Origin of the sequence: Pseudomonas sp. PNPG3, from assembly GCF_023093815.1 — a bacterium.
GTDB classification, from domain to species: Bacteria; Pseudomonadota; Gammaproteobacteria; order Pseudomonadales; family Pseudomonadaceae; genus Aquipseudomonas; species Aquipseudomonas asiatica.
The window spans coordinates 1-13033 of the sequence record NZ_JALLKV010000091.1 but is presented as its reverse complement, the minus strand read 5'-3'; the positions used below and the strand labels follow the sequence as shown (position 1 = coordinate 13033).

Here is a 13033-nt window from a genome sequence, read left to right as displayed (position 1 = left end):
TATTTGGGCCTCATTATGAGGCTTGGAGGTGTCTAGGAAACCAGGGGCGATTCATCTTGGCAATTTTGCCCATGGCACTCGCATAGTCCCGACAGCGCCTGGGGTTGACCCTGACGACGTTCAAACCCTCCAGTCGCAAGGCTTTGAATACGGCCCGTTCATAGCCACCGGTGGCTTCCAGCAAGACCCGTTCGACCTCAAGCTCGTTCAGGCATGCGATCAGTTGCGCAAAGCCCTCAGAGTCATTCCTGACCTGGAACTGGGGAATACTTTCAGGAAGAAAGCCCACATCCAGAGTCGCTTTCGAAACGTCGAGACCAACGAAGTAGGAAATCATCGCCAAGCCCTCTTACACTCAAGAAGTGAGAGCACTCTGACTTAGCCCTAGCTTGTGACTGCGAGTTCGCCACTCATTCAACTGTTCGGGCTTAGGTCAGAGTGGGAGGTGGATGGCGACTAGGCTCCCACTCGTGCTTTAGAGCACACCTGGCTTTCAGTCTGCCATCCACTGCTCTCACCCTTTCGAGTTTAAGAGACCTTGAAGACACAAGCTGGCTTGCCGGCGATAGGGCCGGTTCAGGCAATACACTTCTAAAGGGTTTGCAAGGCATCGAACCGCCGCGCCAACCCCTGCTCTTCGAACTGTTCCACCACAAAATCGACAAACGCCCGGGTCTTGCCCGGCAACAGCTTGTGCTCGGCGAAATACAGGCTGATATGCCCATCGTCCACGTACCAGTCCGGCAGCACCCGCTGCAGCCGCCCGCCTTCCAGGTACGGCACTGCAAACGGCAGGCTCACCAGGGCAATCCCCAAGCCCTGCTCGGCCACCGCGCAAGCGGCATCCGAATCGCTCATGGTCATCGTCTGGCGCAACTGCAATGGCTGCTGCACCTGCCGACGGCTGGTCAGCGGCCATGATCGCACCCGCCCGGTCTGCGGCGAGCGAATCAGGATACCGTCATGCCGTTGCAATACCTGCGGGTCGTCAATCGGCGCATACCGGCCCAAATATGCCGGCGATGCCACCAGCACCCTGTGCGCCGGGGTCAGCTTGCGCGCCACCACCCCTGGTGGCAAATCGAAGCCTCCACCAATCGCCGCATCGAAGCCCTGGCCAATCAGGTCGACCTGGCGGTTGTCGAAATGCCAGTCCGGGGTAATGGCCGGGTAGCGACGCAAGAACTCGCCCAGCAATGGCAACACATACAAGCGCCCGAACACCGTGCCCATGCTCACCCGCAACAACCCGGCCGGCTGGCCTTCGCTGCTGGCCAGATTGGCCACGGCGTACTGGATGGTGCGGAAGCTGTCACTGACCTCGCCCAAAAATCGCTGCCCTGCCTCCGTCAGGGTCAGCTTGCGGGTACTACGCTGGAACAATCGCACCCCCAGGCGCGCTTCCAGCTGGGCAACATGCTTGCCCACGGCAGCCGGGGTAATGCTTAGGCGCCTGGCGGCTTCGGCAAAGCTGCCCACTTCGGCACTGCGGATGAAGCACTCCAACGCGTTGAACGATTCCATGGCCATGATTGGCAACCAAAGGTTTACTCTGCTGATAGTGATTGCCATCTTATCAGCAGGTAATCAAGCGCCGATACTGCGCCCATCCAAGGCATTCCGGCCTGGCTTCAAGCAGGAGATCAGCATGTCCAAGCAACACACTCTCGAAGGCAAAGTAGCCCTGGTACAGGGCGGTTCCCGCGGCATTGGCGCGGCCATCGTGCGACGCCTGGCCCGTGAAGGTGCACAGGTGGCCTTCACCTATGTCAGTTCCGCCGGCCCGGCGCAGGCGCTGGCTCAGGAAATTACCGAAAACGGCGGCAAGGCCCTGGCCCTGCGGGCCGACAGCGCCGACGCAGCGGCCGTGCAACTGGCCGTGGATGACACCGTGAAGGCCTTCGGCCGGTTGGATATCCTGGTCAATAACGCCGGTGTGCTGGCGGTAGCGCCGGTGACCGAATTCGACCTGGCCGACTTCGACCACATGCTGGCGGTGAACGTGCGCAGCGTATTTGTCGCCAGCCAGGCTGCGGCACGCTACATGGGCGAAGGCGGGCGCATCATCAACATTGGCAGCACCAATGCCGAGCGCATGCCGTTTGCCGGTGGCGCCCCCTATGCCATGAGCAAATCCGCGCTGGTCGGCCTGACTCGCGGCATGGCACGTGACCTGGGGCCGAAAGGCATTACCGTGAACAACGTGCAGCCAGGGCCGGTGGACACCGACATGAACCCGGCCAGCGGCGAGTTCGCTGACAGCCTGATCCCGCTGATGGCGATCGGGCGCTATGGCGAGGCGGATGAGATTGCCAGCTTCGTGGCTTACCTGGCGGGGCCTGAGGCAGGGTATGTCACAGGGGCCAGCCTGACGGTCGATGGCGGGTTTGCTGCCTGATTGAAGGGTTGCCTGTTCCGGCCTCTTCGCGGGCGCGCCCGCTCCCACAGGTATCCCGCCGGCCTCAAACCCTGTGATAATCCTGTGGGAGCGGGCAAGCCCGCGAAGGGGCCGGCACAGGTTGACCCCGCTCCTACCTCCCGTCTGCCACGAGAACCCCATGAATACCCCCACGCTCAGCCGCGCCCTGATCCTGCTGATGGCCACCGCCACTGGCCTGGCCGTGGCCAGCAACTACTACGCGCAACCACTGCTGCACAGCATCGCCCAGCAGTTCGGCCTGAGCACCGCCAGTGCCGGCAGCATCGTCATTGCCGCGCAACTGAGCTATGGCGCCGGCCTGTTGCTGCTGGCGCCGCTGGGCGACCTGTTCGAGCAGCGCCGGCTGATCACCGTGATGACCGCCATTTCCACCCTGGGCCTGGTCATCAGTGCCTGCGCACCGAGCCTGCCCTGGCTGATCCTCGGTACGGCGCTGACCGGGCTGTTCTCGGTGGTAGCGCAGATCCTCGTGCCCATGGCCGCGACCCTCAGCGAGCCACACCAGCGCGGGCGTGCGGTCGGCACCTTGATGAGCGGGTTGCTGCTGGGCATCCTGCTGGCGCGTACCGCCGCCGGTTTCATGGCCGAACTGGGTGGCTGGCGCAGCATCTACGTGCTGGCTGCAGTGCTGATGGCCATCACTGCCGTGGCGCTATACCGCAGCCTGCCGCAACACCACAGCCATGCCGGACTGAAATACCCCGCGCTGATCGGCTCAGTGTTCCGCCTGTTCGTCGAAGAACCGGTGCTGCGCCTGCGCTCGCTGCTCGGCCTGCTGGCATTCAGCCTGTTCGCCCTGTTCTGGACGCCACTGGCGTTCCTGCTGGCGAAAGGCCCATACCACTATTCGGACGCGGTGATAGGGCTGTTCGGCCTGGCCGGTGCAGCGGGTGCGCTGTCGGCCAACTGGGCCGGGCGCCTGGCCGACCGTGGCAAGGGTTCGCTGGGCACCACCGTGGGCCTGGTGGTACTGCTGCTGTCGTGGGTGCCGCTGGGCTTTGCCGAACAATCGTTACTGGCCCTGCTGATGGGTGTGCTGATGCTCGACCTGGCAGTGCAACTGGTGCACGTGAGCAACCAGAACGCGGTGATTGCCCTGCGGCCCGAGGCGCGCACGCGGCTTAATGCCGGGTATATCACCTGCTACTTCATTGGCGGGGCCTTGGGGTCGTTGCTGGGCACGCAGCTGTTCCAGCGCCAGGGCTGGATGGGGATCGTGGTGGCCGGGTTGGTGATTGGCGGGCTGGCGTTGCTGGCGTGGGGGTTGGCCGAGCGCAAGCGCAGGAACGCTTTGCAAGCGGCCTGAAAAATTTTTGTTGGATTCTTCGCGGGCGCGCCCGCTCCCACAGGTTTGTCACTGGCATGAAGCATGTGATGTACCTGTGGGAGCGGGCGTGCCCGCGAAGAGGCCATCAGCCATGGCGACAATGCACCGCACGACCCTCTGTCGCATGGCCGTTGACTTGGCTGCCCGGGCAGCGCTCAGTAGGCGCTGGTCAATGCCCTTTTCCTGACAGGACGACGTTATGACAAGACTCACGGTGCAATCCGGCGATTTCTTGCAAGGCGAAGGCGAGTATCGCAACGGATCGCTCACACTCAAGACCCCGCGCAGCCCCTCCCCGGGCGAGCGGATTTCCCTAGCACGCATCAGCGACCTGCGGCTGGCCAGCCTGGAATCCAGCCGTAGCCTGGGCAGTGCCCTGGGTTGGGGCGTGGCCGGGGCCCTGGTGGCCGGGCCGGTGGGGTTGCTGGCTGGGCTGTGGCTGGGTGGCAAGGAAGAGGAAGCCACCTTCCTGGCCACTTTCAAGGACGGGCGCAAGCTCATGGCAATTACCGATGGCAAGACCTGGTCGAAGATCGATGACAACTGGCGGCAGCACAGGCGGCCGGCCCGCAGAGGCTAACAGGATATCGCTGGGCCCGGATCGTTTTATGTTGAAGGCGGCTGTAAGATGCCGCCTTTTTCATGGCCTGTGCCGGCCCCTTCGCGGGTGAGCCCGCTCCCATAGGGATATCACTGCACCTGAGGATAGTGATTTTCTTGTGGGAGCGGGTTTACCCGCGAAGAGGCCCGCTAAGGTGTCGCGCATCCAGGAGCCCCACCGCATGCCCCCGCGTCATCCCTGCCTGCCCCTGAGCCTGCTCAGCCTGGGCCTGGCCCTGCATTGCCCCCATGTGCTTGCCGAAGACAGCGTGCTATTGGCCCCGCTGCAGGTGTCCGACACCTACACCAACGACGGCTATCAGGTACGCCAGGCAGCAGTAGGCGGCTTCCAGCCCGCGCCCCTGCTCGACACCCCGGCCTCGATCAGTGTGTTCAGCCAGCAACTGCTGGAAGACCGCCAGGCGCGCCAGCTCAGCGAAGTGCTGCAAAGCGACGCCTCGGTGGGCGAAAGCTACGCCCCCATCGGCTACTACGAAAACTTCAACGTGCGCGGCTTCGAGCTGAATGCCGCCAGCAGCTACCGCATCAATGGCCAGACCATCACCGGCGAGCAGAACGTGGCTCTGGAGAACAAGCAGCAGGTGGAGCTGCTCAAGGGTTTGTCCGGGCTGCAGAGCGGCGTGTCGGAGCCGGGAGGCCTGGTCAACTACGTGACCAAGCGCGCCGAAGACGTGCGCAGCGTCACGGTGTCGACCAACGAACAAGGCGAGCGCTACCTGGCCACCGACCTGGGCGGCTGGTTCGGCAGCGAGCGGCAGTTCGGCCTGCGGGCCAACCTGGCCCATGAAGACATCCGCTCCTACGTCGACCACGCCGATGGCAAGCGCGACTTCGCCTCGCTGGCCTTCGACTGGCAGATCAACCCGGATGCCACCCTGCAGCTGGATGCCGAATACCAGCACCGCGAACAGCGCTCGGTGCCGGGTTACCAGCTGCTCGGTGGCAGCGAAGTACCCCATGGCATCGACCCCGACGACCGCCTGGCCTACCAGCACTGGGCCAAGCCGGTGCAGAATGACTCGCTGAACCTGGGTGGGCGCTTCGAGTACCGTTTCAACGAAGCCTGGACCGGGACCTTGAGTGCCTCGCGCAGCAAGGTGGTGATAGATGACTACAGCTCGTTTGCCTGGGGCTCGAGCGAAGGCGCGTTCTTCGGCAGAAACGGCGACTACGACATCTACGACTTCCGCAGCCCCGACGACACCCGCCGTACCGACGAGGCGCAGGCCGTGCTCAACGGGCGTTTCGATGCGCTGGGCGTAGGGCATGAGCTGAGCGTGGGCACCAGTGCACAGCGGCGCACGCTGGACCAGCGCCCCAGCTATATGGAATGGGTAGGTACAGGCAACATCCACACCGGTGCGCCAGGCTTTGACCCATCCGACAAACCCATCGGGTCTAGCGAACGACGCCTGGACAGCCGCCAGTACGGGCTGTTCGTGAGCGACCGCATCAGCTTCAACGAGCAATGGCAGACACTGCTGGGTGCCCGCGAAGTACGCCTGGACGAGAAAACCTGGAATGAGGACGGCGTTGCCGGCCGCCATACCCGACAGTACAAGTTGCTGCCCAACGCTGCGCTTATCTACAAGCCGCAGCCGGATACCACGGTATATGCCAGCTACTCCAAAGGCCTGTCGGCAGGCGGTACCGCACCGTGGTTCGCCGAGAACAGATTCGAAATCCTCGCTCCGACGACATCGCACCAACTGGAACTGGGCCTCAAGCATGACTGGCAAGGCCTGAGCTTCAGCGCCGCACTGTTCCAGATACGCCAGGCATACCAATACGCGCGCCCGGACGGCGCCGGCACTTTCACCTATGTGCAACAAGGTCAGCAAAAGAACACCGGCCTGGAGCTGGGCGCCAGCGGCTGGGTGACCTCGAACCTGCAGGTGCAGGCCAGCGCTGCTGCGATTCGGGCGCGGGTGCAGAACAGCGACACCGATGCCTATGAAGGCCACCAGGCAATCAACGTGCCCAGGTTCCGGGCGGCGCTGCAGGCGGAATACACCCTGCCGGTACCAGGGTTGGCACTGCTGGGCGGGGCGCGTTACAGCGCCAGCAAGTATGCGAGCCAGGCGGGGAATGTGGAAGTTGGTGGGTATGCGGTATTCGATGTGGGTAGCCGCTACCGTACGCGCATCGGGGGGTATGACACGATGCTGCGGCTGAGTGTGGATAACGTGTTCGACAAGCGTTATTGGCGCGATGTGGGGGATTACCTGGGGGATAACTACCTGTTCCAGGGGGCGCCGCGGACGGCTCGGCTTTCGGCTTCGGTCACCTTCTAGATTTTTTGGGGCTGCTTTGCAGCCCTTTCGCGACACAAGGCCGCTCCTACAGGGGACCGCGCACGCTTGTAGGAGCGGCCTTGTGTCGCGAAAGGGCCGCAAAGCGGCCCCCAAAGGCCCCAAAAACAAAAAGCCCCCGGCTTCTCAGCTCGGGGGCTCTTCGTAGAATGTGGCGGTGAAGAAGGGATTTGAACCCTTGATACGATTTCTCGTATACACACTTTCCAGGCGTGCTCCTTCGACCACTCGGACACTTCACCGTTGCTCTTCAAGCCATGCAGCCTGTCGAGGTGCGCTAATTTAGTGAAAGAGCTTCCCTTTGGCAAGCATTTTTTTCAATTTTTTCATGCATTTGCATTTGAGCCCCGGCGAACGCTGACCGACCAGTCAGCCTTACTGCTTTACCTCGCCCCTGGCGCTGGGTAACGTCGTCGCCACGCCAACAAAAGGACTCTGCCATGAGCGAGCTGATTACCTACCACGCCGAAGACGGCATCGTTACCCTGACCCTGAACAACGGCAAGGTCAACGCCATCTCGCCCGACGTTATCGCCGCCTTCAACGCCGCGCTCGACCGCGCCACGGAAGAACGCGCGGTGGTGATCATCACCGGGCAGCCCGGCATCCTGTCTGGCGGCTACGACCTCAAGGTGATGACCAGCGGCCCCAAGGAGGCGATCAGCCTGGTCACCGCCGGCTCCACCCTCGCCCGTCGCCTGCTGTCGCACCCGTTCCCAGTAGTGGTCGCCTGCCCGGGCAACGCCGTGGCCAAGGGCGCCTTCCTGCTGCTGTCGGGCGACTATCGCATTGGCGTCGAAGGGCCGTACAAGGTGTGCCTGAACGAAGTGCAGATCGGCATGACCATGCACCATGCCGGCATCGAACTGGCCCGCGACCGCCTGCGCCGCTCGGCCTTCCACCGCTCGGTGATCAATGCCGAGGTGTTTGACCCGCAGGGCGCGGTGGATGCCGGCTTCCTCGACAAGGTGGTGCCGGCTGAGCAGTTGCAGGATGCAGCACTGGAGAAAGCGCGGGAGCTGAAGAAGCTGAACATGCTGGCGCACAAGCACACCAAGCTGAAAGTGCGCAAAGAGCTGCTGGAGGCGCTGGACAAGGCGATCGAACTGGACCAGCAGCATATGGGCTAGCCGGGCCGGCCTCTTCGCGGGCTTGCCCGCTCCCACAGGGACAGCGCCAGAGCCGAGGGCAACGCAGTACCTGTGGGAGCGGGCAAGCCCGCGAAGAGGCCGCAACAGGCTTGCACCAGGGTTTGCCCCGACCAGTGCACATCCGTACACTGCCCGGCGACTGTCTGGTGTGAGTCGTACCATGCTTTATTCATTGCGCATGTTCCTGCTGGCGCTGCATTTCCTTGTGGTTGGGGCCCTGGGCCTGGTCATTGGCCTGTGCCGCCCCTTCAACCCCGACAACAGCCGCGTGTTCGCACGCCTCTACAGCCTGCCGGCCACCTGGCTGATGCGCATCAGGGTCAAGGCCGAAGTCGGCCCGCTGTGGGACCAGCCGCCAGGCTGCGTGATCGTCGCCAACCATCAGTCCAACTTCGACCTGTTCGTGCTAGGCCAGGTGGTGCCGCAGCGCACCGTCGCCATCGGCAAGAAAAGCCTGGGCTGGATCCCGCTGTTCGGCCAGCTGTTCTGGCTGGGTGGCAACGTGCTGGTCGACCGCAAGAATGCCTACCAGGCACGCAAGGCCATGCAGAAGACCACCCGGGTACTGCAGGACGACACCTCGATCTGGATTTTCCCCGAAGGCACGCGCAATGCCGGCGAGCACCTGCTGGCCTTCAAGAAAGGCGCGTTTCACATGGCCATTGAGGCCGGTGTGCCGATCGTGCCGGTATGCGTCAGCCGCTATGCCGGGCGCCTCAGCCTGAACAGCTGGCGCCAGCGCACGGTAATCGTGCGCTCGCTGCCACCGATCGCCACGGCGGGCATGACCCTGCAGGACCTGCCGGCGCTGATCGAACAGTGCCGCGGGCAGATGCAGCAATGCATCGACCGCATGGAAGGGGAACTGGCCAAGAGCTAGGTTGCTCTTGAGCCCACTACAGCCCAAGCTGTAACCCGTGTCCAACCGGAATAAGCGAACAACCATGGGTCGAGTCGTGGCATCGGCGGTATACAGCGCCGGCAGAAAGGTCACCAACATCAGCATCGACGAAGGCAGTGAATGGGCACGCAAGCCAGGGCATTTTGTTTGGATTGGCCTGGAAGAGCCCAACGCTGAGGAACTGGCCAACCTGCAATGCCAGTTCAATTTGCACGAACTGGCCATCGAAGACGCCCTGGAAAAGCACAGCCGGCCCAAGCTGGAAACTTTCGGCGACGCCCTGTTCATCGTCACCTATTCGCCGGTGCGCCACGAAGGCAAGCTGGAGTTCATCGAAACCCACATCTTCGCCGGCAACGGCTACATCATCACCTGCCGCAACGGCCACTCCAAATCCTATGCCCTGGTGCGCCAACGCTGCGAGGCGCGGCCGTTGCTGCTGGAGCACGGCGAAGACTTCGTGCTGTACGCCCTGCTCGACTTCGTCACCGAGAACTACCAGCCGGTCAGCGAGGCCATTCATGGCGAGATCGAGGAGCTGGAGCAGAGCGTGCTTGGCGGTTCGCTGCAAGAGGACGATATCCGCCGCTTGCACAGCCTGCGCCGCGACATCCTGCGCCTGCGCCGCTACGTGGCACCGATGGTGGAAGTGAGCGAGGAACTGCAGCGCCTGAGCTTCCCGTTCATCGACAAGAACATGCGCCCGTACTTCCGTGACGTGCAAATCCACGTGACGCGGCAGATGGAAGACCTGGCCGGTATCCGTGACATCGCCAGCCAGACCATCGAGATCGGCATGCTGCTGGAGTCGTCACGGCAGAGCATCGTGCAGCGCAAGTTTGCAGCCTGGGCGGCGATCCTGGCGTTCCCCACGGCAATTGCCGGGGTTTACGGGATGAACTTCCAGAACATGCCGGAGTTGGGGTGGCACTATGGGTACTTCGGGGTACTGGGGGTGATCGGGCTGGGCTGTACCGCGTTGTATGCCAGCTTCAAGAAGTCTGGCTGGCTTTAAGGGCCTCTTCGCGGGCACGCCCGCTCCCACAGGATTATCGCAAGTTCGAAAATTGTGGATTACGTGTGGGAGCGGGCGTGCCCGCGAATGGTTGCAACCGATTACGCTGCGCTGTCACCGGCCTTCGATGGGTGCTGGATAAACCGCAACATCCACTCCCCCACCAGGTCGCCCTGGTGCTCGGTGGCCAGGCTGGCCACGGCCTTGTGGTACACCTCATCACCCAGATACTCATGGCGCGCATCGAGCAGCGCGCGGGAGTAGTCGTGCACGAACTCGGGGTGCCCCTGGAAGCACAGCACCTGGTCACGAATGTGGTACGCAGCGTTCGGGCAGAAATCGCTGGAGGCAATCACCGTGGCGCCTTCCGGCAGCTCGGTCACCTGGTCCTGGTGGCTGATCAGCAAGGTCAGCTCCGACACCTCCGGGTCCATCCACGGCGCATGGGCCGCCAGCGAATAGCGGTGGATACCCACGCCCCAGCCCTGCTCGGCACGCTCGGCTTTGCCACCCAGGGTCAACGCCAGCAACTGGTGGCCGAAACATACACCCAGCAGCTTCTCGCCACGCTCGTACAGCTTCAGCAGGTAGGCCTTGAGGGTCTGGATCCACGGGTCGGTACCAAACGAGTCGGCCTTGCTGCCCGTCACCAGATAGGCATCGAACACTTCGTTGTCGGCGGGGTAATCGCCGTTCATCACGTTGTACACACGAAATTCGGCGGCGATCGGCTGACGCGAGAAGAGCTGCTCGAACATCCTGCCGTAGCCCTGGTACTGCGCGGTCAACTCCGGTCGCAGGACATCGGTTTCAAGGATGCAGATGCGTAACGACATAGGGATAGTCCTGAACGACATGGGTGGGAATCTGCTGTAGAGACTGACGCGAAAGGCACGTACAAGCAAGTAGGCCGCACTGACGAACGGTCACATTTCATCGGTGCCCTGCTGGCACTTGCGCCACCGTCTAGCGAGAGCATGCCAGCCGGCTGGCACTTAGCCTCATAGCCCGAAGAAATTAATGACCGACCACATTAGAACAAAGGGTTCTCAAACATGGATGACGCACACCCTACTGTTGGTTGTATATCCACTTTCAAGAGGCAGGCAGTTCAGGCGTCACGCAACGCCACTGCGATCGACCCGAAGCGCGACAGGGAAGCCAACGGGTATTCAGGAATAACAACAAGAAGGCGGTCCGCCATGTTCAGACAATCGAAAATTCGCCAAGCTGGGCTCATTCTCTTCGCCACGACTTTGCTGCTGATCCTGCCGAACCTTACACGTTTGTTCGGCTGACTGCCGCTGTGGCGCCAACAGGCAACGCACAGGTAACCTGCTGGCCTTGATGGTCGGAGATTACCCATGCGCCACTGCCTTGCACTGTTAGTGTTGCTCCTGAGCCTGCCGCTGTCGGCGGCGCAACTGCACCTTGAACTGGGCGCTACGACGCGCCAATGGAGCAGTGAAGAACTGCTCGACCACCCGCAGGCCCGGGACATCAGCATCGACCAGGACGTTTCCTACAAGCAGCCCATGCGTTATCGGGCTGTGCCGCTGGCCGCGCTGCTGGACGGCGTGAGCGCCAGCGACCACCTGCAGGCAGTGGCGCTGGACGGTTTTGCCGCCGAAATGCCCGCGGCGCCACTGTTGCAGCAGGGGCCGGCACAGGCCTGGCTGGCGGTGGAGGAAACTGACCGGCCATGGCCACCACTGGCCCAAGGCAAGCCGAGTGCGGGACCGTTCTACCTGGTGTGGACTGCACCGCAGGCCAGCGGTATCCGCCCGGAGCAGTGGCCGTTCCAGATTTCCACGATTCGCAAGCTGGCTTCTGTCGAAGCGCGTTTTCCGGCGCTGCTGCCCGACCCCAAGTTGCCGGCCGACAGCCCCGTGCGCCGGGGCTTTGCCTTGTTCCAGCAGAATTGCCTGGCGTGTCATAGATTAAATGGGGCGGGGGATGCGCAGGTGGGGCCGGACCTGAATGTGCCGCATAACCCGACCGAGTATTTTCGGCCTGGGTATCTACGCCAGCTGATTCGTGACCCGCAAAGCCTGCGGCAGTGGCCGCAGGCGATGATGCCGGGGTTTGCAGAGAGTGTCTTGAGTGAACCGGAGCTGGATGAATTGCTTGCCTATTTGAGGCATATGGCTGGGCGCAGGCCTTGAGGGCCGTGTGTGCTTCTTCGCGGGCCTGCCCGCTCCCACAGGATCACCACAGGCTTGAATGCCGTGAGATACCTGTGGGAGCGGGCAAGCCCGCGAAGAAGGCAACACAAAACTCTCAGGCTATGGGCCGCTCCTGCTTGACCCCCCACCCTTCCACTTCACCGCCATAAGGTGTCACCAGCTGCTCGAAGGCCTCTTCAAAGTCGCCAATCCCGCCATGGGTGGCATACATGACCTTGCTCAGTTCCAGATGCCATGCACCGTCGCCCATCTCCTTGACCTGGGCATTAAGCGATTCCCCACGAAACTGCCCGGCCGCACGGCGGGCCCCTGCTTCGTCGGGGAATATGGCGTAGAACTCGATGGGATGGATCTGGGTGAAGTCGAAACCGCCTGCCTTCATCTGGCGCAGGACGTTGCTGCTGATATCGTCGTTCTGGCTGCTCATGAAACGTCCTCCTGAATAATGCGATGGATAGACTTTCCGTGCACTACGCACCTGCCGGCAGCGGTCGGGCAGTTCGAGCTGATGCAAGACGCGAAGGGATGCGGTGCCGACCCGCAGAATAGGCCGGCACCTTCATGCAGCGTAGTGCCTGCAAGGGCACCACGCAAACGTGTGGTTCAGGGCGTTTCGTGGATGCTGGTGATGGTCACGCCACTCTGCTCCTTCAGCCAGCGTGCGGTGGGGGAAATGGTGCGGTCCTGGAAGTCGTTGAGGTCCAGCTCGTCCATCACCGGGAACAGGTGCGAACGGATGGCCCGCGCGGCGTCCTCCTCGCTGGGGCACTGGTCGCCGTGCAGCGTCAGGGTGGTGAGCACGCCTTTCTGGTCGGCAAAGATGACTTCCCACTCTTTCATTGAACGAACCCTCTCAGTCAACGAACACCAGGTGTGTAATGCCTGAAACAAGTGACCTTGAGGTGGGGAGAATGTTCAGTCGGAGGGATTTGTGTTGGGCCTATTCGCGGGCACGCCCGCTCCCACAGGGCTCCCACAGGCCAACACAAGGTCCGAAACCTGTGCTGTACCTGTGGGAGCGGGCGTGTTCTGGTCAAGTATTTCCGGACACCGGTTACGGTGATCAAGCCGCCTGCTGCT

General features: G+C 62.5%; 14 protein-coding genes and 1 tRNA gene. 9 read left to right on the top strand and 6 right to left on the bottom strand.

What is annotated here, in order from left to right; translation table 11 throughout:
- Positions 1-13: 13 nt before the first annotated feature.
- Together MJ643_RS29480 and MJ643_RS29475 are read right to left on the bottom strand one after the other, a co-directional pair.
- On the bottom strand, positions 14-337 hold the full coding sequence (locus tag MJ643_RS29480) for a transposase (RefSeq protein WP_247727205.1): 324 nt from the start codon (positions 335-337) through the stop codon (positions 14-16).
- A gap of 254 nt (positions 338-591) precedes the next feature.
- Positions 592-1530: a LysR family transcriptional regulator gene (locus MJ643_RS29475; RefSeq protein ID WP_085602217.1), complete on the bottom strand. Its 939-nt coding sequence runs from the start codon at positions 1528-1530 to the stop codon at positions 592-594.
- A gap of 118 nt (positions 1531-1648) precedes the next feature.
- Between MJ643_RS29475 and MJ643_RS29470 the strand changes: the two genes are divergently transcribed.
- The 4 genes from MJ643_RS29470 (at position 1649) to MJ643_RS29455 (ending at position 6682) form a co-directional block, all read left to right on the top strand.
- Positions 1649-2398: a 3-oxoacyl-ACP reductase family protein gene (locus MJ643_RS29470; protein WP_085602218.1), complete on the top strand. Its 750-nt coding sequence runs from the start codon at positions 1649-1651 to the stop codon at positions 2396-2398.
- Between the two features lie 160 nt (positions 2399-2558).
- Complete coding sequence (locus MJ643_RS29465; protein WP_085602219.1) at positions 2559-3746, top strand: MFS transporter; 1188 nt, start codon at positions 2559-2561, stop codon at positions 3744-3746.
- 220 nt (positions 3747-3966) lie between these two features.
- A complete protein-coding gene (locus tag MJ643_RS29460) occupies positions 3967-4347 on the top strand; it encodes a hypothetical protein (protein WP_046615492.1) in 381 nt (126 codons plus the stop codon).
- A gap of 202 nt (positions 4348-4549) precedes the next feature.
- Positions 4550-6682 (top strand): TonB-dependent siderophore receptor, encoded by a 2133-nt coding sequence (locus MJ643_RS29455; protein ID WP_247727204.1) that lies wholly within the window; start codon positions 4550-4552, stop codon positions 6680-6682.
- Between the two features lie 170 nt (positions 6683-6852).
- Here the strand turns inward: MJ643_RS29455 and MJ643_RS29450 are convergent.
- A tRNA-Ser gene (locus MJ643_RS29450) sits at positions 6853-6942 on the bottom strand.
- A gap of 198 nt (positions 6943-7140) precedes the next feature.
- Between MJ643_RS29450 and MJ643_RS29445 the strand changes: the two genes are divergently transcribed.
- The 3 genes from MJ643_RS29445 (at position 7141) to MJ643_RS29435 (ending at position 9767) form a co-directional block, all read left to right on the top strand.
- Positions 7141-7830 carry a crotonase/enoyl-CoA hydratase family protein gene (locus MJ643_RS29445; RefSeq protein ID WP_247727203.1) on the top strand — a complete coding sequence of 230 codons (690 nt, stop codon included), beginning with the start codon at positions 7141-7143 and terminating at the stop codon, positions 7828-7830.
- A 181-nt stretch (positions 7831-8011) separates the two neighbouring features.
- Complete coding sequence (locus MJ643_RS29440) at positions 8012-8731, top strand: 1-acylglycerol-3-phosphate O-acyltransferase (protein ID WP_247727202.1); 720 nt, start codon at positions 8012-8014, stop codon at positions 8729-8731.
- 64 nt (positions 8732-8795) lie between these two features.
- Complete coding sequence (locus MJ643_RS29435) at positions 8796-9767, top strand: magnesium and cobalt transport protein CorA (protein WP_015269363.1); 972 nt, start codon at positions 8796-8798, stop codon at positions 9765-9767.
- Between the two features lie 101 nt (positions 9768-9868).
- On the opposite strand, the gene MJ643_RS29430 is transcribed toward MJ643_RS29435, so the two are convergent.
- Complete coding sequence (locus tag MJ643_RS29430) at positions 9869-10603, bottom strand: amidotransferase (RefSeq protein WP_247727201.1); 735 nt, start codon at positions 10601-10603, stop codon at positions 9869-9871.
- A gap of 219 nt (positions 10604-10822) precedes the next feature.
- On the opposite strand from MJ643_RS29430, the gene MJ643_RS29425 reads away from it, so the two are divergent.
- Both MJ643_RS29425 and MJ643_RS29420 read left to right on the top strand, forming a co-directional pair.
- Positions 10823-11065, top strand: coding sequence for a hypothetical protein (locus MJ643_RS29425; RefSeq protein WP_128637193.1), 243 nt, complete (start codon positions 10823-10825; stop codon positions 11063-11065).
- 66 nt (positions 11066-11131) lie between these two features.
- Positions 11132-11932: a cytochrome c gene (locus MJ643_RS29420; protein ID WP_247727200.1), complete on the top strand. Its 801-nt coding sequence runs from the start codon at positions 11132-11134 to the stop codon at positions 11930-11932.
- A gap of 115 nt (positions 11933-12047) precedes the next feature.
- Here the strand turns inward: MJ643_RS29420 and MJ643_RS29415 are convergent, their stop codons facing one another.
- Both MJ643_RS29415 and MJ643_RS29410 read right to left on the bottom strand, forming a co-directional pair.
- Entirely contained in the window at positions 12048-12380 is a 333-nt protein-coding gene (locus MJ643_RS29415; RefSeq protein ID WP_023661860.1) for a ribonuclease E inhibitor RraB, read from the bottom strand.
- A gap of 176 nt (positions 12381-12556) precedes the next feature.
- Positions 12557-12793, bottom strand: a complete 237-nt coding sequence (locus tag MJ643_RS29410) for a hypothetical protein (protein ID WP_013971517.1) — start codon at positions 12791-12793, stop codon at positions 12557-12559.
- Positions 12794-13033 lie beyond the last annotated feature (240 nt).

Coding starts and splice junctions, on each gene's coding strand:
- MJ643_RS29480 (WP_247727205.1), bottom strand. CDS start 337: ATGATTTCCTACTTCGTTGGTCTCGACGTTTCGAAAGCGACTCTGGAT.
- MJ643_RS29475 (WP_085602217.1), bottom strand. CDS start 1,530: ATGGCCATGGAATCGTTCAACGCGTTGGAGTGCTTCATCCGCAGTGCC.
- MJ643_RS29470 (WP_085602218.1), top strand. CDS start 1,649: ATGTCCAAGCAACACACTCTCGAAGGCAAAGTAGCCCTGGTACAGGGC.
- MJ643_RS29465 (WP_085602219.1), top strand. CDS start 2,559: ATGAATACCCCCACGCTCAGCCGCGCCCTGATCCTGCTGATGGCCACC.
- MJ643_RS29460 (WP_046615492.1), top strand. CDS start 3,967: ATGACAAGACTCACGGTGCAATCCGGCGATTTCTTGCAAGGCGAAGGC.
- MJ643_RS29455 (WP_247727204.1), top strand. CDS start 4,550: ATGCCCCCGCGTCATCCCTGCCTGCCCCTGAGCCTGCTCAGCCTGGGC.
- MJ643_RS29445 (WP_247727203.1), top strand. CDS start 7,141: ATGAGCGAGCTGATTACCTACCACGCCGAAGACGGCATCGTTACCCTG.
- MJ643_RS29440 (WP_247727202.1), top strand. CDS start 8,012: ATGCTTTATTCATTGCGCATGTTCCTGCTGGCGCTGCATTTCCTTGTG.
- MJ643_RS29435 (WP_015269363.1), top strand. CDS start 8,796: ATGGGTCGAGTCGTGGCATCGGCGGTATACAGCGCCGGCAGAAAGGTC.
- MJ643_RS29430 (WP_247727201.1), bottom strand. CDS start 10,603: ATGTCGTTACGCATCTGCATCCTTGAAACCGATGTCCTGCGACCGGAG.
- MJ643_RS29425 (WP_128637193.1), top strand. CDS start 10,823: ATGGATGACGCACACCCTACTGTTGGTTGTATATCCACTTTCAAGAGG.
- MJ643_RS29420 (WP_247727200.1), top strand. CDS start 11,132: ATGCGCCACTGCCTTGCACTGTTAGTGTTGCTCCTGAGCCTGCCGCTG.
- MJ643_RS29415 (WP_023661860.1), bottom strand. CDS start 12,380: ATGAGCAGCCAGAACGACGATATCAGCAGCAACGTCCTGCGCCAGATG.
- MJ643_RS29410 (WP_013971517.1), bottom strand. CDS start 12,793: ATGAAAGAGTGGGAAGTCATCTTTGCCGACCAGAAAGGCGTGCTCACC.